The organism is Streptomyces sp. NPDC048718, assembly GCF_043198875.1.
Lineage (GTDB): Bacteria > Actinomycetota > Actinomycetes > Streptomycetales > Streptomycetaceae > Streptomyces.
In genome coordinates, this window is sequence record NZ_JBICVG010000006.1 from 1 (window position 1) to 21,671 (window position 21,671).

At 73.7% G+C, this 21,671-nt stretch carries 17 protein-coding genes; 10 read left to right on the forward strand and 7 right to left on the reverse strand.

Annotated features, from left to right (window positions below; genetic code table 11):
* Positions 1-156: 156 nt before the first annotated feature.
* A complete protein-coding gene (locus ACGFRB_RS12850; protein ID WP_393242561.1) occupies positions 157-639 on the reverse strand; it encodes a diadenosine tetraphosphate hydrolase in 483 nt (160 codons plus the stop codon).
* Positions 640-706: 67 nt separating this feature from the next.
* Positions 707-1,231: a TerD family protein gene (locus ACGFRB_RS12855; protein ID WP_363009663.1), complete on the reverse strand. Its 525-nt coding sequence runs from the start codon at positions 1,229-1,231 to the stop codon at positions 707-709.
* 212 nt (positions 1,232-1,443) lie between these two features.
* Between ACGFRB_RS12855 and ACGFRB_RS12860 the strand changes: the two genes are divergently transcribed.
* Positions 1,444-2,049 (forward strand): YdbC family protein, encoded by a 606-nt coding sequence (locus ACGFRB_RS12860; RefSeq protein ID WP_363009661.1) that lies wholly within the window; start codon positions 1,444-1,446, stop codon positions 2,047-2,049.
* 216 nt (positions 2,050-2,265) lie between these two features.
* On the opposite strand, the gene ACGFRB_RS12865 is transcribed toward ACGFRB_RS12860, so the two are convergent.
* Positions 2,266-2,919, reverse strand: a complete 654-nt coding sequence (locus ACGFRB_RS12865) for a TetR/AcrR family transcriptional regulator C-terminal ligand-binding domain-containing protein (protein WP_393242564.1) — start codon at positions 2,917-2,919, stop codon at positions 2,266-2,268.
* A 100-nt stretch (positions 2,920-3,019) separates the two neighbouring features.
* On the opposite strand from ACGFRB_RS12865, the gene ACGFRB_RS12870 reads away from it, so the two are divergent.
* From ACGFRB_RS12870 to ACGFRB_RS12880, 3 genes are read left to right on the forward strand one after another with little or no spacing between them, the layout of a single operon-like run.
* Positions 3,020-4,630, forward strand: coding sequence for an ABC-F family ATP-binding cassette domain-containing protein (locus ACGFRB_RS12870; RefSeq protein ID WP_393242566.1), 1,611 nt, complete (start codon positions 3,020-3,022; stop codon positions 4,628-4,630).
* A 33-nt stretch (positions 4,631-4,663) separates the two neighbouring features.
* Entirely contained in the window at positions 4,664-5,323 is a 660-nt protein-coding gene (locus ACGFRB_RS12875; protein ID WP_363009655.1) for a histidine phosphatase family protein, read from the forward strand.
* Between the two features lie 12 nt (positions 5,324-5,335).
* Complete coding sequence (locus ACGFRB_RS12880; RefSeq protein WP_363009653.1) at positions 5,336-6,247, forward strand: ADP-ribosylglycohydrolase family protein; 912 nt, start codon at positions 5,336-5,338, stop codon at positions 6,245-6,247.
* Between the two features lie 267 nt (positions 6,248-6,514).
* Here ACGFRB_RS12880 and ACGFRB_RS12885 read toward each other — a convergent pair whose 3' ends face one another.
* Positions 6,515-8,068: an MFS transporter gene (locus ACGFRB_RS12885; protein ID WP_393242568.1), complete on the reverse strand. Its 1,554-nt coding sequence runs from the start codon at positions 8,066-8,068 to the stop codon at positions 6,515-6,517.
* Between the two features lie 858 nt (positions 8,069-8,926).
* Here ACGFRB_RS12885 and ACGFRB_RS12890 point away from each other — a divergent pair.
* Together ACGFRB_RS12890 and ACGFRB_RS12895 are read left to right on the forward strand one after the other, a co-directional pair.
* Positions 8,927-9,631, forward strand: a complete 705-nt coding sequence (locus ACGFRB_RS12890) for a ribonuclease HII (RefSeq protein WP_393242570.1) — start codon at positions 8,927-8,929, stop codon at positions 9,629-9,631.
* Between the two features lie 169 nt (positions 9,632-9,800).
* Positions 9,801-10,430, forward strand: coding sequence for a hypothetical protein (locus tag ACGFRB_RS12895; protein ID WP_393242572.1), 630 nt, complete (start codon positions 9,801-9,803; stop codon positions 10,428-10,430).
* A 177-nt stretch (positions 10,431-10,607) separates the two neighbouring features.
* Here the strand turns inward: ACGFRB_RS12895 and ACGFRB_RS12900 are convergent, their stop codons facing one another.
* Together ACGFRB_RS12900 and ACGFRB_RS12905 are read right to left on the reverse strand one after the other, a co-directional pair.
* Positions 10,608-11,243: a hypothetical protein gene (locus tag ACGFRB_RS12900; protein WP_393242574.1), complete on the reverse strand. Its 636-nt coding sequence runs from the start codon at positions 11,241-11,243 to the stop codon at positions 10,608-10,610.
* 216 nt (positions 11,244-11,459) lie between these two features.
* Positions 11,460-13,643 carry a RecQ family ATP-dependent DNA helicase gene (locus ACGFRB_RS12905; RefSeq protein ID WP_393242576.1) on the reverse strand — a complete coding sequence of 728 codons (2,184 nt, stop codon included), beginning with the start codon at positions 13,641-13,643 and terminating at the stop codon, positions 11,460-11,462.
* 111 nt (positions 13,644-13,754) lie between these two features.
* Between ACGFRB_RS12905 and ACGFRB_RS12910 the strand changes: the two genes are divergently transcribed.
* Complete coding sequence (locus ACGFRB_RS12910; RefSeq protein WP_393242578.1) at positions 13,755-15,263, forward strand: DUF4192 domain-containing protein; 1,509 nt, start codon at positions 13,755-13,757, stop codon at positions 15,261-15,263.
* Between the two features lie 178 nt (positions 15,264-15,441).
* Positions 15,442-17,550 (forward strand): glycogen debranching N-terminal domain-containing protein, encoded by a 2,109-nt coding sequence (locus ACGFRB_RS12915; protein ID WP_393242580.1) that lies wholly within the window; start codon positions 15,442-15,444, stop codon positions 17,548-17,550.
* A gap of 66 nt (positions 17,551-17,616) precedes the next feature.
* Here ACGFRB_RS12915 and ACGFRB_RS12920 read toward each other — a convergent pair whose 3' ends face one another.
* Positions 17,617-17,757 (reverse strand): hypothetical protein, encoded by a 141-nt coding sequence (locus tag ACGFRB_RS12920; protein ID WP_393242582.1) that lies wholly within the window; start codon positions 17,755-17,757, stop codon positions 17,617-17,619.
* A gap of 721 nt (positions 17,758-18,478) precedes the next feature.
* Here ACGFRB_RS12920 and ACGFRB_RS12925 point away from each other — a divergent pair.
* Positions 18,479-19,261 carry an NUDIX domain-containing protein gene (locus tag ACGFRB_RS12925; RefSeq protein WP_363009637.1) on the forward strand — a complete coding sequence of 261 codons (783 nt, stop codon included), beginning with the start codon at positions 18,479-18,481 and terminating at the stop codon, positions 19,259-19,261.
* Between the two features lie 182 nt (positions 19,262-19,443).
* Positions 19,444-21,666 carry an ATP-binding cassette domain-containing protein gene (locus ACGFRB_RS12930; protein ID WP_393242584.1) on the forward strand — a complete coding sequence of 741 codons (2,223 nt, stop codon included), beginning with the start codon at positions 19,444-19,446 and terminating at the stop codon, positions 21,664-21,666.
* The last annotated feature ends 5 nt before the right edge of the window (positions 21,667-21,671 follow it).

Consider the following 21,671-nt stretch of genomic DNA (forward strand, 5'->3'; position numbering starts at 1 on the left):
TCTTTTGGAGAACCCCCCCCCCCCCCCCCGCCCCCCCCCCGCCCCCCCCCCCCCCCCCCACCCCCCCCCCCCCCCCCCCCCCCCCCCCCCCCCCCGCGCCCCCCCCCCCCCGCCCCCCCCCCCTTTCCGGCATGTGCGGCTGCCCGGCGGACCCGCCTATTCCTTGGCCGAGGACAGCGCGTCCAGTTCGACCCCGATGGCCTCACGCAGCGCCTCGTGCCGCGGGCCGAGCGCGAAGCGCTCGTCACTCCATCGCGTACGGGGATACAGCCACACCGGTCCGCGCACCGACTCGGGGTGCTCCCAGTCGAACCGGGGCCACACGTGCGCGTGCAGGAAGTCGTCGGTGTTGCCGAGGATCTCCAGGTTCACGCGCCTGAAGGCGGGATCCAGACGGCGGCAGGCGCGTTCGACCGCCTCTCCGAGGTGGTCCATGTCGGCCAGGAAGGCCATCCGCTTCGTCCTCGGAAGATCCGACAGCCGCCGCACGTCCGGGGCGTCGGCAAGCAGGACCGAGTACCCCGGCAGGAACTGCACGTCCCCGATCACCGCGAACCCCGCCTCCAGCCGTCGCAGCACAGTGGGGTTCTCGCCCCTGAGGGCGCTTTTGATCCGGTCCGCGCGCCAGTCGTCCGTCATGGCGGGAACGTACAGGGGGGCCGCTGGGGACGTGCGCGCGGCGGGGCGCACGTCCCGGCGGGTGCGGTTACGCGGCGCCCATCACGTCGCCGAAGGAGTCCGGGTCCGTGTCGAAGCCGCGGATCAGAGGCTGCCAGGTCCAGGCCCCGCTCTCGTCGCGGGCGAACTCGACGACGGTTGCCGCGGTCGCGTTCGCGACGGACGCGAGTGCGTCGGTCAGCAGGTCCGTGTAGCCCTCGCGGACCCGGACGCCGGTCCCCGCGACCTGGCCGAACGCGAGCCGTCCGGCGCCCTGCTGTATGGCCACCCCCACGACTACGCGCGCGTACTGGTCGGCGAGCCGCCCGAGTTCGACGGTCATCACCTCGTCGTAGCCGAAGCCCTGGCCCGTACGGCTGTCACGCTGCAGCGTGATGGTGCCGTCGGGGGAGCGCTGGTCGAAGTGCACCAGGTAGGCGGGCGGCCCATAGGGAGCCTCCGCCGAGTAGACCCCCGCCACGATGTCCAGGTCGTGGGCGGGAGCGCCTGCCGGGCTGGGGTCCCATTTGAGCGCCACCTCGACCTTGTCGATGCCCTTGTTGAGTCCGCTCATCCTGAATCCCCTCTCCGCTTACGGTTCTTGATGAGTCGTTCATAGTGTCATGCGGGCAACCGATCAACATGTCAATCCGAGTACGACGGATACCGGACCCGTTCCCGCCCCGGATGCCGGACCTCGAACGCGGCGGCGAGACGGCGGGGCAGGCCGGAAGGTGCGGCGACCGAGACCTGACGGTGCGTCGCCTCGCCCCGTACCATGGCGCGGTGCTGGTCAAGTGGATTCGTTGCACCGTGGTGGACCGCCGAGGGTTCGAGCGGGGGCAGCGGAAGTGGGCGGGGCTGCCGGGCGAACCGGGGTTCCGGGGGCAGGGTGGCGGGTGGAGTCGGCGACGGCCGGATGTCGCCCATGTCTTCGGGTTCTGGGAGAGCCGGGCGTTCTACGACTCCTTCATGGCGCGATCCCACGACCGGCTCGCGGCCGCCCAGGTCGGCACGTACCGCGATATCCAGGTGAAGCTGTTCGATCACCGATTCGACGTGAAGACGGGGTTCGAGCCTCGGTTCGCGGACGCCGACGTGGCCCGGGTGGCGCACTGTCAGGTGCGCGAGGAGCGGGCGGAGCACTTCGCCCTGATGCAGGAGAAGGTCTGGAACCCGGCGATGGCCGGGTCCCCGGGCATGCTGCGCGGGCTGTTCGGGGAGGGGCCGGGAAGCGAGTTCCTGGTCCTGTCGATGTGGAACTCGGCGGCCGAGCACGGGAAGTACCGGGTGGAGCGCATCGAGCGGCTCGGGCTGCGGGCGCAGACCGAGGCAGATGTGGCGGCCATGACGGGGGACATCGTGGAACTGGAGCAGGCCTGGACGGTGTGAGTCCGCCCCGCCCGGGTCCCGGGCGAGGATGACGGGTCGGTCGGGTGCGAAGGGGTGGCGGTACGGGGCGGGAGGGCGGCGCTGCCCGGGCGTCCCGGGCCCGAGTCGCGAAGGCGGGCCCCGGGGCGGTCTTCGTCCGGTTATCCGGCCGCCCGCTTCCCACCCGCCTGCCTCACCCCTCCTGCCGCGTTGTGGCCGAAAGGCCCGCCCCCTGTCTCACACCGGAGCGTCCTCGCCCGCGAAGGCCCCCGCCTCGACCGCCGCGAGCACCGTACGGGCCGCCTGGTCCGCGAGGCCGGTGTCCACCGGCTCGCGGGTGACGAACAGTCGCAGGAAGAGCGGCGCGGAGACCGCCCGCACCACCGCTCCCGCGTCCGTGCCGGCCGGGGCTTCGCCCCGGGCCACCGCCCGGTCGACGACGCACTCGCAGCGCCGGAAGCGTTCGGTGTAGAAGTCGCGCAGCGACTCGGCGGCGCGGGGGGACTGGAACGCGGCGGCCACGAACCCCGTCGGTGCCGCCGCCCGCGCCGGATCCGCGAAGGACTCGGCCACCTCGCGCGCCAGCGCGCGCAGATCCCCGGCGAGGCTGCCCGTGTCGGGCGCCGTCCACCGGTCCTCGCCCGCGAGGGCGAGCGCGTCCGCGACCATGCCCTCGACGCCGCCCCAGCGGCGATAGAGCGTCGTCTTGTGCACCCCCGAGTGCTCCGCCACGTACTCGACGGTGAGGGCGGGATAGCCGTGTTCGGTGAGTCCGGTCAGGACCGCGTCGCGGACGGCGGCACGGGTCCGGGCCGTGCGGCCGCCGGGGCGTCTACTGCCGGGCGCGGGGTCGCTTCCCTCGTGGTCCGCGGCGCTCTGAGGATCGTTCAATTGCTACTCCCGTTGCGTTAGTAGCTCCGAGTGTGCCACACTTCTCCATAACGCGACATTGGTTGCGTTTATCGGCCCCACTGCTGCCCGGGAGGCGCCCTTGCCCACGCAGATCTCGCTTCACGACGTGACCGTGACCCGCGGTGAACGGCTGCTGCTCGACCAGGTATCGCTTGCCGTGCGCCCCGGCGAGCGGATCGGGATCGTGGGGGAGAACGGGGCGGGCAAGTCCACCCTCCTGCGGATCCTCGCCGGGCTCGACGCGCCCGACTCCGGCGAGGTCGTCACCGTGGCGGAGCGCGGAGCCGGGCTTCTCGCCCAGACCCCCGAACTGCCCGCGCACGCCACCGTCGCCGAAGTCATCGACGCCGCGCTCGCCGAACTGCGCGCCATGGAACACCGCCTGCGCGCCCTGGAGGCACGGCTCGGCGACGCGGACGCGCCGGCCCTCGACGCGTACGGTGAATTGCTCACCGCCTTCGAACTGCGCGGCGGCTACGAGGCCGACGCCCGGGTCGACAAGGCCATGCACGGCCTCGGCGTGGCGCACCTTGGGCGCGACCGCAGACTCGGCAGCCTCTCCGGAGGGGAGCAGGCGCGTCTCGGTCTCGCCTGTGTGCTCGCCGCCGCCCCCGAGGTGCTGCTCCTCGACGAGCCGACCAATCACCTGGACGCCCAGGCCCTCGACTGGCTGGAGGGGGCTCTCCTCGCCCATCGCGGCACGGTGGTGGCCGTCTCCCATGACCGGGTCTTCCTGGCGCGGGTGACCACCGCCATCCTGGAGGTCGACGCCGACCGCCGGACCGTCGTGCGCTACGGCGACGGGTACGCGGGCTTCCGCGCCGAGCGGGCCGCCGCCCGGCGGCGCTGGGAACAGGCGCACGAGGAATGGTGCGCGGAAATCACCCGACTGGAGCAGTACACCCGCACCACCGCGCACACCGTCGCCGCCGGGCGGACCATGACGGACAACAACAAGATGGCCTACGACCGAGCGGGCGGCCGTGTGCAGGCATCCGTCTCCGGCCGCGTCCGCAGCGCCCGGGAGCGACTGCGCCGGCTTCACGAGGACGCCGTTCCCGAGCCACCGAAGCCCCTCGCGTTCACGGCCAGACCCGTCTCCGGCCGCGCCGAGGGCGCCCTGATCACCCTCCGTGGGGTACGGGTCGGCAGCCGGCTCGCCGTCGACGACCTGACCATCGGCGCGGGCGAGCGGCTGCTCGTCCACGGGGGCAACGGGGCTGGCAAGTCCACCCTGCTGCGCGTCATGGCCGGCCTCGTCACACCGGACGCCGGGCAGATCGTACGCCGGGGACGTACGGGCTTCCTGGCCCAGGAGATCCCGGCCCACCGCCCCGCCGAACGCGTCCTCGCCGCCTTCGGCCGCGGCCTCCCCCTCACCGAGGGCGAACAGGCCGAACTTCTCCTTTCATACGGACTGTTCCGCCCGGCCGACCTCACCGTCCCGGTCGGCAGCCTCTCCGCCGGCCAGCGCCGCCGTCTCGCCCTAGCGCGCCTGCTCACCCGCCCCGCCGACCTGCTGCTGCTCGACGAGCCCGCCAACCACCTGGCCCTCGGCCTCGTCGAGGAGCTGGAACAGGCCCTGGAACAGTGGGAAGGAGCCGTGGTCGTCGTCTCCCACGACCGTGAACTGCGCCGCCGGTTCACCGGCCGTATACGGCGTATGGACGCCGGGCGCCTGACCGACTGAGCCGGACGGCGGGACACCGCCTAGGGTCGAGGTATGGCACGACCGCGGCGCATAGTCCTCGTACGGCACGGAGAGTCCGACGGCAACGTCGACGACACCGTGTACGAGCGGGTCCCCGATCACGCGCTCGGACTCACGGAGACCGGGCGGCGGCAGGCGGAGGAGACGGGGGAGCGGCTGCGGGAGCTCTTCGGCGACGAGCGGGTCAGCGTCTACGTCTCGCCGTACCGCCGCACCCACGACACGCTGAGCGCCTTCCGGCTCGACCCGGACCAGGTGCGGATCCGGGAGGAGCCCCGGCTGCGCGAGCAGGACTGGGGCAACTGGCAGGAGCGGGAGGACGTACGCCTTCAGAAGGAGTACCGGGACGCGTACGGGCACTTCTTCTACCGCTTCGCCCAGGGGGAGTCCGGTGCCGATGTGTACGACCGGGTCGGGGCCTTCCTGGAAAGTCTCTACCGCAGCTTCGAAGCGGCCGACCACCCGCCCAACGTCCTGCTCGTCACCCACGGACTGACCATGCGACTGTTCTGCATGCGCTGGTTCCACTGGACGGTCGCCGACTTCGAGTCGCTGTCCAACCCCGGCAACGCGGAGACCCGGACCCTGCTGCTCGGCGAGGACGGGAAATACCGGCTCGACCGGCCCTTCGAACGCTGGCGGGACCCGGAATCGTACGGTTCCACCGGATAGAGTTGCCAAGAGATGACCGCTGACTCCTCAACCGACCGGCGCTTCGACCGCGCCCTGGCCAGTCTGCGCGGACTGGCCGTGGGAGACGCCCTGGGCTCCCAGTTCTTCGTTCCCGGCACCTACCCTCTGCTGAAGCGGCGGGAGACGCCGACTGGACCCTGGCAGTGGACCGACGACACGGAGATGGCCTGCTCCGTCCTCGCCGTCCTCGCCGACCACGGCCGGATCGACCAGGACGCCTTGGCCTTGTCGTTCGCCCATCACCACGACTTCGACCGCGGATACGGCCCCGCCGTCAACCGCATGCTCCGGCTCGTCCGTGAGGGAGAGGACTGGCGCTCCCTCGCCGCGAACCTCTTCAACGGCCAGGGATCCTGGGGCAACGGCGCCGCCATGCGGATCGCCCCGCTCGGCGCCTGGTACGCCGACGATCCCGAACAGGCGACCCACCAGGCCGAGATCTCCGCGTACACCACCCACCAGCACCGGGAGGCGGTGGCCGGCGCGATGGCCGTCGCCGCTGCCGCGGCCCTGGTCGCCGACCCCGCCGGCCCGCCCACGCCGGAGGCGCTGCTCGACGGTGTCGTCGCGCTCGTCCCCCGCAGCGCCGTGGGCGCCGGACTGCGCCGGGCCCGCGACATGCTCGACTACGACGACGCCGGCACAGTCGCGGCCGTCCTCGGCAGCGGCCGGCGCACCAGCGCGCACGACACCGTGCCGTTCGCCCTGTGGTCGGCGGCCCGGGCCATCGGCGACTTCGAGCGGATGTTCTGGACCACCGCGTCGGTCGGCGGGGATGTCGACACCACCTGTGCCATCGCGGGCGGTGTGGTGGCCGCGAGCCCGGCGGGCACCCCGCCGGCGGCATGGCTGGACCAGACCGAGGACCTGCCCGCCTGGATTCCGGCGGCGGCGCACCCGTAGCGGCTGCCCGGCGGATCTTGGCCGGGGCCGGGGCGTCCGGCACGGCGCTTGGCCGCGTCGCCGAACTGTCCGAATAGCTTCGCTGTCAAGACACTCCGGCGCCTTGCCATCCGTCCCCTGGGCCCTGGCGGGTCTGGGGAGCCCCCATGCACCAGACGGACGCCCCGGCCTGTCCGGCCCTGATCCACCGGACGGCCCCGAGCCGGTTCGGTTACGGAAGAGCCGCGCCGGAGGCCGGGGCGGCGTACCGGAGGCGTACCGGCTCGGTCAGACGGTCGGGCCGGCCGCCTCCGCCTTCCCTCGCAGGGCCGCCAAGTCGCTCTTGCGGACCCGGATCACCAGGGTGGCCGTGCCGAGTGCGACCAGCGCCATGACCACGGCGCCGGTGAACGCGCTGGAGATCCCGGCCGTCAGTACGTCATGGGACCACGGAGCGGGCAGCCGCCCCTCGCGCGCGAACGCCGCCTTCTGCTCGGGCGTCGCATGCGCGAGGAAGTCGGGCATCTGCGCGCGCGCCGCGTTCGCGCTCGCCGCACCGAAGACCGTGACCAGGATCGAGAGACCGAGCGAACCGCCCACCTGCTCGGTCGCGTTGAGCAGCCCCGAAGCGGCCCCCGCCTCGTGCGAGGCGATACCGGAGACGGCGGTCAGGGTCAGGGTCACGAAATTGAGCCCCATGCCGAAGCCGAAGACGATCATCGGGCCGAGGACCCCGGCCGCATAGGACGTGTCCGGGGAGAGGAAGCTCAGCCAGAGCAGGGCCGCGCCGGTGATGGCCGTGCCGGTCATCAGGAACGGCTTCGGGCCGAACAGCGGAAGGACCCGCTGGGCGAGTGCCGAGCCCACGCCGATGGCGAGCGTGACCGGCAGGAAGGCGATCCCCGCGCGGATCGGGCTGAGACCGAGCACGTCCTGGAGGAACAGGACGATGAAGAAGAACATGCCCAGCATCGCGGCGGCCAGGCTGAGCATGATCACGTAGGTGCCCGCGCGGTTGCGGTCGGCGAACAGCCGGAGCGGGGTGATGGGTTCACGGGCCCGCGACTCGACGACGGCGAAGGCGGCGAGCAGCAGAACGGCCGAGGCGAACGCTCCGATCGTGAGGGCGTTCGTCCAGCCCGCTTCCGAGGCGCGGATGAATCCGTAGACGAGCGAGGCCATGCCGAGCGTGGAGGTGAGCGCCCCGGTCAGGTCGAAGCGGCCGGGATGCCGGGGGGACTCCGGGATGAAACGCGGTGTCAGAAAGGCGATGACCATGCCGATCGGCACATTCACGAACAACACCCAGCGCCAGTCCAGCCACTCGGTGAGCATGCCGCCGGCGAGCAGGCCGACGGCGCCGCCGCCGGCCGAGACCGCCGCGTAGACGCCGAACGCCCGGTTGCGGGCCGGTCCTTCGGGAAATGTCGTGGCGATCAGGGCGAGGGCGGTCGGCGAGGCGATCGCCCCGCCGACGCCCTGGAGGGCGCGTGCGGCCAGCAGTTGCCACGGCTCCTGCGCGAATCCGCCGAGCAGTGAGCTGAACGTGAAGACGAGGATGCCGATGAGGAACATCCGGCGGCGGCCGAGGATGTCGCCGGCGCGACCGCCGAGCAGCAACAGGCCGCCGAAGGTGAGGGTGTAGGCGCTCAGTACCCACGACAGGCTCGTGGTGGAGAAGTCGAGAGCGTCCTGGATGCGGGGGAGCGCGATGTTCACGATCGTCGCGTCCAGGATCACCATCAACTGGCATGCGGCGATGACGGCGAGCGCGATGCCCGGCCGGTCGCGGCGGCGCACGCGTCCGGGAGACGTGCGTGTGTTCGTCCGAGTGGTTGTCACGGTGCGTCCCCCACGAAATATGCGGTGAAGTGCCCCGTTGACTGCGTTTCACGGTAGTGATTCCTCTCCGGGGAAGGCAAGCTCACCGGATGCCGTCGCGGTCGTGTCGCCCGGACCTGGTGGTGGCCCGGGGCGAGGTGGGCGGGCGGGTGCTTCGTCCCGGCCACGGCGGCTGCGGCGAGGGTGCTCCGGTTTCCGGTGGCCGTCGGCCCGGGTGCTGTCGCACGGAGCGATGACCTTCGCCAATGCGATGAGTGGATTGCTCGACGTCCCCGTGTGCGGAGTGCCGGATCTAGGGCGTGTTTCGAAAGTAGCTCCGTCCGCCCGGAGGGCGGGGCCTGCGGCGTCTGGTGCACTGCGCTCGCTTCGCTCGCTCCGTCTCGGCGCCTTGATTCATCCTTCGGATGCCGAGCAGCATCGCAAGGCGGAGGATCATCCTCGTACTGGACGTACTTGGATGACTCCGACAACGCAGCGAGCGTGCGTGCCAGGCGTCGCGGGCCAGGAGGGACTTTCGAAACACTCCCTAGGAGGCCTCTCTCGTGCGGGGGCAGGAGAGCGGAGCGGGAATCGGGGGCGCGGCGAGGCGTCGACGGGTGTGGCGACCGCGCGAAACTATGCGGGAGCGAACGTTCCCATGGAGTGATCGCAGGGGTCGGCGCTCCACCCTCGAGCTCCAGGGAGCGAGGATGATCCACGTGCGCCGTCCGGCATGGTCGGGCCGCAGGGCTGCCTCGATTCGACCGCTCGGAGCGGACGGTCCGGACGCCGGGGCAAGCGGGTTTCGGACGTGCCTGACGGAGTACGGGGAATCCGGGTACCGGCACGGGTGCCTCTCGGCGTAACCTGTCAGGCGCCATGCCGTATGAACCACCCACCCACAGCGTCGAACGCTCGATCCGAGCCACCACCGGCGCCAAGATCATCGCCGGGGTCGACGAGGTCGGACGCGGGGCCTGGGCCGGTCCGGTCACCGTGTGCGCCGCCGTCACCGGCCTGCGCCGCCCGCCCGACGGGCTCACCGACTCCAAGCTGCTCACCCCCAAGCGCCGCACCGAACTCGCCGCGGAACTCGAGGGGTGGGTCACCGCGTACGCGCTCGGTGACGCCTCGCCCGAGGAGATCGACGAACTCGGGATGACCGCCGCCCTCCGGCTGGCGGCCGTCCGTGCCCTGGAGGGCCTGCCGGTGCGCCCCGACGCCGTGATCCTCGACGGCAAGCACGACTACCTGGGCAGTCCCTGGCAGGTGCGGACGGTGATCAAGGGAGACCAGTCCTGTGTCGCCGTCGCCGCCGCCTCCGTGATCGCCAAGGTCCGCCGCGACGCGGTGATGGGCGAACTTGAGGCCGGGGAGTACACCGCGTACGCGTTCGGGGCCAACGCGGGCTACCCTTCGCCGGTCCACAAGGCCGCGCTGGAGGAGTTCGGGCCCACCCCGTACCACCGGCTCTCCTGGGCGTACCTCGACGCGATGCCCCGCTGGCGGCACCTCAAGAAGGTCCGCCTCTCCGCCGAGGCGGCCGCACTGGAAAGCGGGGGCCAGCTCGGCTTCGACTTCTGACCTCCGGCCCCACGGCCGACCACCCGTACTTCCGGCCCCTGGCACGGGGATCCGCCGGCGGACGCCCCACTCGGGGAGCCGACCGGAAGACCTCGTTCCAACGGGTCGGGGCGCACTGCGCGCCCACCCGCCGGAGCCCCACGCGACGGCGTTTGATAGACATCCACCCATGCCTCTCATCCCCGAGGAGTCTCAGATTCACGAGAGTGCCCAGGGTCCCCGCGCGACCGCGGCCGCCGGCCGCCCCGTGCCGACCCCCCGACCCGTACCCGGCCCGCGTACCGCGGCCACGCCGCGTCCCGGGCGTCCTGTCCCCGGTCCCGTCCGGCCCGCGCCGCCGATGCCGCGCCCGCCGGTCGCCGACCCGCAGGCCGACGCCGCAGCGGAGAATCGTTTCGACCAGCGCGACGAGCCGCAGATCCAGCTGATACCCGCGACCGTCGACGGAGCCGTCGACGCCGCCGAGGAAGCGGTGGACCTGCTGCTCGAAAGCGGCCGCGCCCCCGGCGACGTGCTGGTGCTGACCACCGGTGAGCAGCACCCGTGGGCGGCGCACGAGCTGTCCTTCGGCGAGGACGCCTACTGGGCGCAGGGAGACGCTCGCGAGGACGTCTTCTTCGCGGACGCCGCCGCCGCGGCCCGTACCGCCGTCCGCCCCGTGGTGGTCGTCGCCGTCAACGGCGGCTCCGACGAGGCCGTCGCGGGCCGGCTGCCCGAGGCCATGGCCCGGGCCTCCGCCCTGCTGATCGTCTGCGGCGATCCGCAGCGGGTGGGCGCCGTGCTCGGCGTCGGCGTCTGACCGCACCCGTCCACCGTCCCGGCCGCTCTCGCGGCGGCCGGGCGGACGGGCCCGTCCCGCCTTTCCCCGTCCGGTCGTAGTCCCGTACCGCGGGCCGGACGGTGCCCGGGACGGCGAGCGCTCGATCACCGGCATCCGAATACCGGCCATCGGTGCCCGAGCGTCAGGGTCCGCCCTTCAGCGGGCAGCGGCCCGCCGCAGCGGCTCGGACGCCCCGCTCGCGCTCCGCGGCGACGGCAGCGACGGCAGATCGAACGTGGTGCTCACCCCGAGCGGCACCGGGGGAGAGCCGAGATCCGGCCGACGGCCGCCCCGCCCTTCGCCGAGCACCTGCCAGCCCGCGCGAGTGAGCGTGATGTACGCCCCGCAGCGCAGCCCGTGAAGCGTGCAGGCGTCCCGCAGCCCCCACATCCAGGCGCCGTCCTCCTCGGTCCAGCGCTCGTCGCCCTCACGGCAGTAGAGCAGCACCGCCGTCCGCACCGGAGTGCGACGCCGCAGATCGTGCGGGATCACCCGGCGCAGATGGGCGAGGAGCGAGTTGCGGAACTCCCAGCCGTCCGCGGGCGCGGACCGCGGGATGAACGAGGCGCTGGCGGCGAGTCGCTCCTCGTGATCGAGCACGGCCACGACCGCCGTCGACGGCGTGGGCCGGTGGCGGGAGTGGAGCCCGGTGACGACTTCCCGTGGATTGCGCAACAGCGGAATCCCGGCACCGGCCCATTCGGCCGGTTCGAGTGTCCGCGAGAGACGGCTGGCCGAACCGGACGATGTGCCGGCCGGAGCGGCCCCGGACGGAATGAATCCGAAGGTCACGATCCTCCCTTCGGATATGCGTCGCCCGCGCCTCGGGCGGGGACGGGTGAGGGCGCACCGCGGCACGGTCCGGCGGACCACTGGCGAGCCGTACGGGGTGGATTTCCGATTCTTCCTGGCGCGTGCGCGGGCGGCAACGAGCAATTGGCGCCGCCGACCGGAATGAACCGGTATGACGTTCATATCCCTGCCCGATTCCCCCGGTTCACCCGTCCTTCACCCCTGGACGGCGAGCACCAGCGGAAACACCCCCTCCGCTCCCGCCCGGCGCAGCAGCCTCGCCGCCACCGCCAGCGTCCAGCCGCTGTCGGAAAGGTCGTCGACGAGGAGCACCGGGCCGCCCGCCGCGGTCAGCCGTTCCGCCAGGTCGGCGGGCACGACCAGCGTCCGCTGCAGCCCGACCACCCGCTGCGCGCTGTTCGTGCGGGACAGCCTCAGGTCCGCCGCCTCCGGCGTGTACTCCACCGTGCCCAGGAACGGCATCCGCCCGATCTCCGCGATCCGGTGCCCGAGTGAGCCCACCAGCCGCGGCTTGCGGTGCGAGGCGACCGTCACCACACCGGCCGGCCGGGGCACCGAGTCCGGGGCGCCCGAGGCCCAGCCGCCGGGCCCCTTCGCCCAGTCGGCGAGCACCCCCACCACCGCCTGCGCCACGTCGTCCGGGACCTCCCCGTCCGGCGCGGTGTCCGCGAGCAGTGGCCGCAGCCGGTTGCCCCAGCCGATGTCCGACAGACGGCCGAGCGCCCGGCCCGGGTAGGACTGCTCGCCCGCCGGAATCCGGCCCTTCAGATCCACCCCCACCGCGGCGAGCCCGGTCGGCCACATCTTGCGCGGTTCGACCTCCACACCCGCCCGGCCGAGCTCGCCCCGGGCCGCGTCCAGCGAGCCGCCCGACACCTTCGCGTCGAACCGGACCCCGGCGCAGTTGTCGCAGCGACCGCACGGTGCCGCCTCCGTGTCGTCCAGCTGACGGCGCAGGAACTCCATCCGGCAGCCGTCCGACGCCGCGTACTCCCGCATGGCCTGCTGCTCGGCCTCCCGCTGCCGGGCCACCCACGCGTACCGCTGTGTGTCGTACACCCACGGGCGGCCCGTGCTCTCCCAGCCGCCCTTGACCCGCTTGACGGCCCCGTCCACGTCGAGGACCTTCAGCATCGTCTCGAGCCGGGTCCGGCGTAGTTCGACCAGCGGTTCGAGGGCGGGCAGCGACAGCGGCCGGCCGGCCGCCGCCAGCACGTCCAGCGTGCGGCGCACCTGCTCCTCCGGAGGGAAGGCCACCGAGGCGAAGTACTTCCAGATCGCCTCGTCCTCCTTGCCCGGCAGCAACAGCACCTCCGCGTGCTCCACGCCACGCCCGGCGCGGCCCACCTGCTGGTAGTAGGCGATGGGGGAGGAAGGCGAACCGAGGTGCACCACGAAACCCAGGTCCGGCTTGTCGAAGCCCATGCCGAGCGCCGAGGTCGCCACCAGCGCCTTGACGCGGTTGGCCAGAAGATCGTCCTCCGCCTGCTGGCGGTCGGCGTTCTCCGTCCGGCCCGTGTACGAGGCGACGGCGTGCCCGCACTGGCGCAGATGGGCGGTGACCTCCTCCGCCGCGGCGACCGTCAGCGTGTAGATGATCCCGGAGCCCGGCAGCTCGTCGAGGTGATCGGCCAGCCAGGCCAGCCGGTGCGCGGCATCCGGCAGCCGCACCACACCGAGGCTGAGACTCTCCCGGTCCAGCGGCCCGCGCAGCACCAGCGCGTCCGTGCCGGCGCCCGTCCCCAGCTGCTCGGCGACATCGGCGGTCACCCGGGCGTTCGCCGTCGCCGTCGTGGCGAGCACCGGCACTCCGCCCGGCAGGTCCGCGAGCATGGTCCGCAGCCGCCGGTAATCGGGCCGGAAGTCGTGCCCCCAGTCGGAGATGCAGTGCGCCTCGTCGACCACGAGCAGCCCCGTCGCGGCGGCCAGCCGCGGCAGCACCTGGTCGCGAAAGTCGGGGTTGTTGAGACGCTCCGGCGAGACGAGCAGCACGTCGACCTCGCCCGCCGCCACCTCCTGCTGGACCGTGTCCCATTCCTCGGTGTTCGACGAGTTGATCGTGCGCGCGCGGATTCCCGCGCGGGCGGCCGCCTCCACCTGGTTGCGCATCAGCGCGAGCAGCGGGGAGACGATCACGGTGGGGCCGGCGCCGCGCTCGCGCAACAGCGATGTCGCCACGAAGTACACCGCCGACTTGCCCCAGCCGGTCCGCTGGACGACCAGCGCCCGGCGCCCCTCCGCGACCAGGGCTTCGATGGCACGCCACTGGTCCTCGCGGAGTCTCGCCGTCCCCGTCGGGTCCGAGACGAGACGGGCGAGCACGGCGTCGGCGGCCGCGCGCAGGGCGGTGCGGTCCTCGGTGCGGTCTGCGTGGGTCATGCCCCCATGCAACCCGATGAGTACGACATTGCGCGAATGGGCCGCCGAGCCTGTGGATAACGTTATCCACAGGGCTTTCGCGATCGAGGCGCTTGCGGGACCGTCAGGGCCATGAGCAACATTCCACGCCAAACCGGTTCATCGCCCTCACCGCAGCAGATCGTTCTGCGCGGTCCCGCCGAACTGGCGGACGCCCTGCCCTTCATCCTCGGCTTCCACCCCAGCGACTCGATCGTGCTCGTCGCGCTCCACGGCGAGCGCGCGCGCTTCGGCGGCCGGGTCAGAGTCGGCATCCCCTCTTCCCCGAGGGATTGGGCCGCCCTCGCCGGCTGCCTGGCCGAGTGCCTCGTCGAGGGCTCCGCCCGGCGTGGCGAGCGCCCCGACGCCGTCGTCGGCTTCCTCTGCCAGGAACCGGCCCGCGGCGAGACCGGCCGCCGGGCGATGGAGCGGCTGAGGCCCCTCGCCCAGAGCCTGCGCATCGCCTGCGGCAGGCTCGATGTCCCCGTCCTCGAAGTCCTCTGCATCTCCGACGGCCTGTACTTCTCCTACTGCTGCCCCGACGGTTCCCCGTGCTGTCCGGCGGACGGCACACCCCTCGCCCTCGCCGGTACGTCGGTGATGGCGGCGTCCGCGGCCTACGCGGGAGTCCAGGTGCGCGGCACCCTCAAGGACATGGAGGCCCGGCTGAAGCCCCGCTGCCCGGAGGCCGACGCGGCGGCCCAGCGCGCCGCCCTGAACGACGCGGCGGCCGTCATCGTGCCGAGGATCCTCGACGGACCGTCGGGCGCGGACGCGCGGCAGGAGACGCGCGAGACCGCGATCGACCTCGTCCACCGGCTGGTCCGGCGGCTCTCCGAAGCGTCCGCGTCCGCGCCGGTGTCCGTGGACTTGGCCGCGGACACCGGCAGGGGCAGGGGTGCGAACGGGGGCGCCGGACTGTCCGGGCCCGCCCGGGACGACGCCCGGGACGACGCCCTGATCAGCCCGGACGAGGCCGCCACCCTGATCCTCGCGCTCCAGGACCGTGAGACCCGCGACCGGGCGGCCGAGTGGATGGAAGGACCGGAGGCCGCCCCCGCCCTGCGGCTCTGGAGCGCGCTCTCGCGACGCTGTGTCGCCCCGTACGAGGAATACGCGGCGGCGCCGCTGACCCTGGCCGGCTGGGTCGCGTGGTCCACCGGCGACGATCCCCTCGCCCGGGTCGCGCTCGGCCTCGCCATCGAGGCCGACTCGCACTACCTGTTCGCGCGGCTCCTGACTCAGGCGTGCAACGAGGGGCTGGACCCGGAGGCCCTGCGCGACTGTCTGCGGAGCGAGCGGTCCGCCCGGACCGCGGCCGGGCAGGACCGGGAGCCGGCACCGGTCGACGACTCCGACGGCGACGACGAGATGGTCGTCGACGCCGAGGACACCGGCGCCGACACCGGCCCCGCCGGCCCCGCCGACCGGGAGCGCGAGCGGCGGCGAGCCCTTCTGATCGCGCGACGGAACGCGCGCAAGGCCGGACCGCGCACGCCCGGCTCCACCCGGCCGCCCCAGCGGGCCGATGCGGCCCCGAAGCCGCCGAAGAACCCGGCCGTGCGCCGGACCGGGCGCCGCGGCGCGAGGAACGGGGGATGACGACCGTGACCCGGCGGCCCGCCACGGCGTTCACTTGGATGGCGGTACCGCGGGAGCGGTGGCGCCGACCTGTGGCCGCCCCGGCGGGCCGCCGGGACCGCCCGTGCGGCCCCGGCCCCGGCCCTCGCCGAATCAGGCCGAGCCGCCCGGACCACACAGAGAGCGCCACACTCCCGCCATGGCCACCAGTCCCGCCCAGGCCCCCGGCCCCTCCGTCGGGCGCCCGCCCCGTACCGGAAACCCATCCCCGGGACCGGGAAACGGGGCCGCCCGCCCCACCGACCTGCCCGCCACCCACGACACCCTCATCGGCGTCGCCCTGCCCGCTCTGGCCATCAGTCCCCGGCACGGCCAGCTCACCGGGAACGGCCTCGAAGGAGTCTTCCTCTCCGGGCGCAGGCTTCTCGCCCGCTGCGTCCTCCGGGTCGCCGGTCGCGCGCCCATACCTCTCCACAGCCGCGCGATCACGGCGGATCAGGCCGAGTTCCTCGGGGTCCTGCGGGCACCCGGGGACACCGGCCCCGATCCGGGGCTGGCCGTCGAACGGGTCCGGTCGGCCGACGGGACGGAGCGGATCACCCTGCGCAGCTCCGCCTCCCGGCCGCTGCGGATCCCTGTGGAGATCACTCTGGGCACGGATCTCGCGGACCTGCGCGCGGTGGGGTCGGGGCGGCCCGGCCCCGAACTCGCCGCGGCCGTCCACGGCACCGGGCTGCGCTGGACGGCCGACGACGGAGCCGCCGTCGCCGTTTTGGCGGACCCTCCGCCCCGTGAGGCCCTCGCCACGGCCGGACTGCTCCGCTGGGAAACCGAGCTGGCCCCCGGAGCCGGCTTCGTCCTCACCCTCCGGCTCCGCGCCGACCGGACCCCGCACCACTCCGGTCAGGGCTCCGGCGGTCAGGGCCCCGGCCCCGGTGCGGGTGCCGGGTTCGGGCCCGGTGCCGGTGGGCGCGTCGGCGGGCACGTCCTCGCCGACGCCGTCGCCGAGGGCGACGACGCCCGGCTCGGGCTGTTATTGCGGGCCTCCGTCGCCGACCTGCGGGCCCTGCTCCAGCGCGACCCGGCACATCCCGCCGACGTCCATCTGGCCGCCGGGGTGCCCTGGCGCTGCGGCCCCGTCACCGCCGAAGCCCTCTGGGCCGCCCGGATGGCCCTCCCGCTCGGCACCCGGCTCGCCGCCACCACGCTGCGCGCCGTGGCCCGCTCCCAATGCGGCGGTACGGGGCCGGATTCGGGGCGGATGCGCGGTCCGCTCCGCGACGCGGGACCTCATCTGCCGCCCCGCTGTACCGGCGTCGAGGCCACCCTTGCCTTCCCCGTCGTCCTTGCCGAGGCCCGCCGCTGGGGACTGGCCGACCAGGACCTCGCGGAGCTGCTGCCCGTCGCGGAACGCTGCCTCGGCTGGCTGCGCGGCGCCCTCGACGGGCACGGCTTCGTACCGGACCCGTGGCCCACCGGACCGGCGCGGGCCGAGACCCAGGCCCACGCGCACCGGGCGGCCCTGCTCGGCGCCGATCTGCTCGACGCCTGCGGACGACCCGGCGGCGACGCGTGGCGGGAGTGGGCGTGGGCGCTGCGCGAGCGGTTCCGGGCCCGGTTCTGGCTCGACGATCCGTCCGGTGGCCGGCCCGTGCTCGCGCTGACGTCCGACGGCCGTCCGCTCTGTCAACTCGGGGGCTGGGCCGCGCATCTGCTGGACACCGGACTCGCCGAGGAGGGCTGGCACGCTCCTGGGCTCCTCGACCGGGCCCGGACCGAGCGGCTCGCCCACCTGCTGGTGACCCCCGCGCTCGATTCCGGCTGGGGGCTGCGCGGCCTCGGGGCGAAGGAACAGGGGCACAATCCGTTCGGACACCGTTCCGGGGCCGTGCGGGTGCACGAGACCGCCGTCGCCGTCGCCGGACTGGCGGCGGCGGGGCACGAGAGCGAGGCCGTCGGACTGCTGCGCGGGCTGCTCGACGCCGCGGACGCCTTCGACCACCGCCTTCCCGAGATGTTCGCGGGGCATCGGCGGACGCCCGGCGTCGCGCCGGTCGCGCACCCGGCGGCCTGCCGGCCCGCCGCGGTCGCCGCCGCGGCCGGGGTGTACCTGGTGACCACCCTGGTCGGTGTGTGCCCCGACGTACCCGGCCGTACGGTGGCTCTGCATCCGCTGCGTTCGGCGCCGTTCGGCGAGGTCCGGCTGTCCGGACTCGTCGTCGCGGGCGAGCCGTTCGCGGCCCGATCCGGCCGCTTCGGCCTCGGCATGGTCGAGGAGGCCGCGTCCGGTCTTCAACTGGGAGTCTGACGGGCCGCCGCCCGCGCGGCACGACCGGGCGCTCGGCACCACGTGCGAGGCCGGCTTGAGGGGAGGTCACCCGGCGGAGGGAGGCGCGAGCCGGGCGGACTCCCAGGGGGCGTGCGTGCTGAAGACGGTGGCTTGGTCGCCGTGGTGGCCGTGGTCGGTGAAGGGCGGCAACCGGCCGAGGGGCCGGCAGCCTTCCCGAGTGGGCACGGTGCGGATGGGCCGGCGTGATGCGCCGTACGTCCTTCGAGGTGTGGGCCGAGACGGACGACCTGCCGCAGGGTGCTCTCCCCGGGGCCCGCGCGGGCGGGGCGCGGGACCCCGGTCGGCACCCGGCCGTTCCCCGGGCCGTGCAGGTCGGCGATGACCGGTGTCGCCCCGGACCGGTCCGTCCGACTCCGTTTCGACGAGCGGGCCGTGGCACATGATGGCCGGGCGGCCGACCGGTGCCACCGGGGGCCGGGCGCGGGTGGCTGCCGGACGTTTCTCGCCGAGCGGGGAAATCTCGCGCGGAGAACCGCGGTTCAGACGATGGGTCCCCATGAGGACTCCCGGGAGGAGCGGGCGGGCTGTTCGCGAGACGGTGGAGAGGGCCCTCGTGACCCGCCGGACGGTGGGTACCGCTGGTGCTCCGTGAGTCCCCGCGCCGCGGCGAGACCACGTGCGCGGAAGAGCCACCGTCCTGCCCGCTCTCTCGGACGGGGGTCTTTCCGACCGGCTGTCGCGACCGACCGCCGGGGGCGTGATCGAACGCCACCGCGCCGTCGGCCGGTGACGCGCGGCATGGCAGATGGGGCACCGCGTGGCGGGCCGGCCGGGAAGGCGGACAAAAGTGGTGGAGTCGGCGAGGGAGACGAGGCGGGGCTGGAACGGAAGGGCGGGATCCGTCGACTCGCGTGTTTATCGTCAGGGAGACGACTATGATCGCGGCATGCCTCCCTACGACCCGTCGGCCTTCCCGTCCTTCGCTGTCACCGTCGATCTGGTCGTGCTCACCGTGCGGCGCCATGCCCTGTGCGCCCTCGTCGTGAAACGCGGGGAGCCTCCGTTCCAGGGATCCTGGGCGCTGCCGGGTGGATTCGTCCGGGACGACGAGGACCTCGACGGTGCCGCCGCGCGCGAACTGGTCGAGGAGACCGGGCTCTGCGTCCACGACCCGGGAGCGCCGCTACCCGTGCCCGGGAACGGGGCGCACCTGGAGCAACTGGCGACGTACGGCGCGCCGGACCGTGACCCGCGGATGCGTGTGGTCAGCGTGGCCCACCTCGCGCTCGCCCCGGACCTGCCCGCACCGCGCCCGGGCGGCGACGCGGACAGCGCGCGCTGGGCGCCGGTCGGGGAACTGCTCGGCCCGGACGGCGGCGCGGCGAATCCGGGGGACCGGGGGGACGAGGAGCCCGCACCGCTCGCCTTCGACCACACCCGGATCCTGTCCGATGGAGTGGAGCGCGCCCGTTCGAAAATCGAATACTCGTCGCTGGCCACGGCCTTCTGCCCGCCCGAGTTCACGGTCGGCGAACTGCGCCGGGTCTACGAGGCGGTGTGGGGCGTGACGCTGGATCCGCGCAACTTCCATCGGAAGGTGACCGGTACGCCCGGCTTCCTCGTTCCGGCCGGTGGCACCACGACCCGTCAGGGCGGCCGTCCCGCCCAGCTGTTCCGCGCCGGCGGCGCCACCCTGCTGAACCCGCCGATGCTGCGCCCGGAGGTCTAGAAGCCGTCTTTCCGGATCCTGTCGGGCTCGCCGGGTCCCGGCCCTGATCCGCCGGACACACCCAGGTGGGGACCCGGGGCGACCCGAGGTGCGCACGCTGCACCAAAAGTCCGAAATGTAACGCTATCTTGCTGGGAAACCGCCCTGCCGCGGAGCGGTCTCACCTACCCGCGAGAGAAGCGATGCTCCAGGCCATCGGACTCACCAGCACCCCCCGCCGGGACCTCCCGCCCGCCGTGGACAATCTCACCTTCGAGGCCCGGCCCGGCACCGTCACCGCCCTGCTCGGGCCCGTCGGCGCCGGCAAGACCACCGCCCTGCGCCTCATGCTCCAGCTCGAACCAGGCCGGGGTATCACCTACTTCAGGGGCCGCACGCTGCACCGCATCGCCCACCCCGCCCGCGAGGTCGGCGTCTTGTTCGGCGACGTTCCCGGTCACCCCTCCCGCACCGCGCGCAGTCAGTTGCGCATGCTCTGCGCAGCCGCCGGAGTGCCCGGTTCGCGCGCCGACGACATGCTCGGGCTCGTCGGTCTCACCGGCGCCCGTGATCGGCGCATCGGCACCCTGCCGCTCGTCATGGACCGCCGACTGGGCCTCGCCTGCGCACTGTTGGGCGGCCCGCACACCCTGCTCCTCGACGAGCCGGGCGCCCGGCTCTCCGTACGCGAGAGCGCCTGGCTGTACGAACTCCTGCACGCCCACGCGGACGAGGGCGGCACGGTCCTCTACACCACCGCGGACCCCAAGGACGCCGCCCGGAACGCAGACCGGGTCGTCACGCTCGACCAGGGACGGCTCATCGCCGACCAGGAGGCCGTCGACTTCGCCCGTACCCGGCTGCGCCCCAGGGTCGCCGTCCGCACGCCCTACGCGACCCGGCTGGCCGTCGTGCTCTCCCAGGAAGCCCGGGCGGCCCGCCGCCCGGTGGAAGTGGTCGCGGAAGGCGGCAACCACCTTTCCGTCTACGGGAGCGACTGCGCCACCGTCGGCGAGAGCGCCTTCCGGCACGGTCTGCTTCTGCACCGGCTCGCCGACGAGACGGGCGACGCCGGTGACTCGGCCGTTCCCCGGCAGGCGCCCGCGCCCTCCTGTGTGCCCCAGCTCCTCCAGTCCCACCCTTCGGCCGTGCCAGTGCTCGCACCCGTGCTCGCTCCCGCGCGCAAGGCCCCGTGGGGCGCCGTACCGCCCGTCGAGGAGTCCGGCACCGGCGCCGCCTCCGACCTCGCCCCCGGTGCCGATGTCCGCACCGGAGCCGAGGCGGTCGCCGCCGATCCCTCGGGCGCACCGGGAGTAGTCGATGTGGACCGCCCTCGGTCGAGCACGGAACTCAAGGGCGCGCCGATCCCGGGCCCCGCCCAGGACCCCGGTGGCACCCCGGCCGTCGATCCGGAGGGCGCGCCGAGCCCGGAAGCCGAGGACGCGCCGACCCAGGGCCCCGAGAGCGCGCCGGCCCAGGGCCCCGCAGACGCCCCGGTCCCGGTGCCGGCCCCGTCCGCCGACGGCGCACCGCCCCCGGAGCCCGAAGATGTCCCGCCCCTGAAACCCGGAAGCGTCCCGCCCCCGGAACCCGAGGGCGCCCGAGTCCCGGAACCCGAGAGCGTCCCGGCGGCCGCCGTGGTCCGGGCGCCCCGGCGTTCCCCTTTGTGGCCCGTGCGCTACGAGATCCGCCGCCTCCTCGGGGTGCCCTCCACGCCGCTGGTGGTGCTGGGCGTCCTGTTCGTCTCCCTCGCGCTCTCCGTCCTGCTCGCGCGCAACGGGCGCACCCCGCTGCCCGCGGTGCTGGCCGGCTGGCCCGTCCTGTCGCCGCTGCCCCCGGCGGCCCTCGGGGCCGGGCTCGTCGGTGCCTTCTCCTTCGGGGAGGAGTACCGCTACCCGGCGCTCACGACCGGGCGGGGCGCCGTACCGCGCAGGCTCGGGCTGCTGCTCGCGAAGCTGGCCGTCACGGCCGCGGTCGCGACGCTCCTCGCCGTCCTGGTCGTCGTCGCCGACCGGGAGGCGCTGCGATTCGTCTACGGCGGCCAATTGGTCCCCGTGCCGCACAACTGGCCCGCACTGTCCGCGAATTGGTTCGGCCTGATGATCGGCTGCGGATGGGCGGGGCTGCTGGGAGCGGGGGTGTTCCGGGCGGCGGCCGCCGGAGTCGCCGCGGTCCTCGCCGTACCGGTGGCCTTCGCGCCACCACTGCACCACGTACTCGCCGCCGGCCCCGGGCGATCCGTCGCGGGACTGCCGGCCAGGCTGCGCGCGCTGATGAGCGTCGAGTGGTCGGCGGCGGCGGACCGCTGGGTGATGGCGGCCCTCAAGGTGGTCGGCCAACCCGTGGGGGTGGCCATGGCGCTGACCTTGACGGTTCTCCTCTGCGCCTATGTGCTCACCGGTCTTCGCAGTAAGGCGCGTTGGTGACCGCA

Bases quoted from the DNA above. Each gene is read 5' to 3' on its own strand.
- ACGFRB_RS12890 (WP_393242570.1), top strand. From the start codon at position 8,927: ATGCCGTATGAACCACCCACCCACAGCGTCGAACGCTCGATCCGAGCC.
- ACGFRB_RS12930 (WP_393242584.1), top strand. From the start codon at position 19,444: ATGCTCCAGGCCATCGGACTCACCAGCACCCCCCGCCGGGACCTCCCG.
- ACGFRB_RS12905 (WP_393242576.1), bottom strand. From the start codon at position 13,643: ATGACCCACGCAGACCGCACCGAGGACCGCACCGCCCTGCGCGCGGCC.
- ACGFRB_RS12925 (WP_363009637.1), top strand. From the start codon at position 18,479: ATGCCTCCCTACGACCCGTCGGCCTTCCCGTCCTTCGCTGTCACCGTC.
- ACGFRB_RS12910 (WP_393242578.1), top strand. From the start codon at position 13,755: ATGAGCAACATTCCACGCCAAACCGGTTCATCGCCCTCACCGCAGCAG.
- ACGFRB_RS12850 (WP_393242561.1), bottom strand. From the start codon at position 639: ATGACGGACGACTGGCGCGCGGACCGGATCAAAAGCGCCCTCAGGGGC.
- ACGFRB_RS12880 (WP_363009653.1), top strand. From the start codon at position 5,336: ATGACCGCTGACTCCTCAACCGACCGGCGCTTCGACCGCGCCCTGGCC.
- ACGFRB_RS12915 (WP_393242580.1), top strand. From the start codon at position 15,442: ATGGCCACCAGTCCCGCCCAGGCCCCCGGCCCCTCCGTCGGGCGCCCG.
- ACGFRB_RS12855 (WP_363009663.1), bottom strand. From the start codon at position 1,231: ATGAGCGGACTCAACAAGGGCATCGACAAGGTCGAGGTGGCGCTCAAA.
- ACGFRB_RS12875 (WP_363009655.1), top strand. From the start codon at position 4,664: ATGGCACGACCGCGGCGCATAGTCCTCGTACGGCACGGAGAGTCCGAC.
- ACGFRB_RS12895 (WP_393242572.1), top strand. From the start codon at position 9,801: ATGCCTCTCATCCCCGAGGAGTCTCAGATTCACGAGAGTGCCCAGGGT.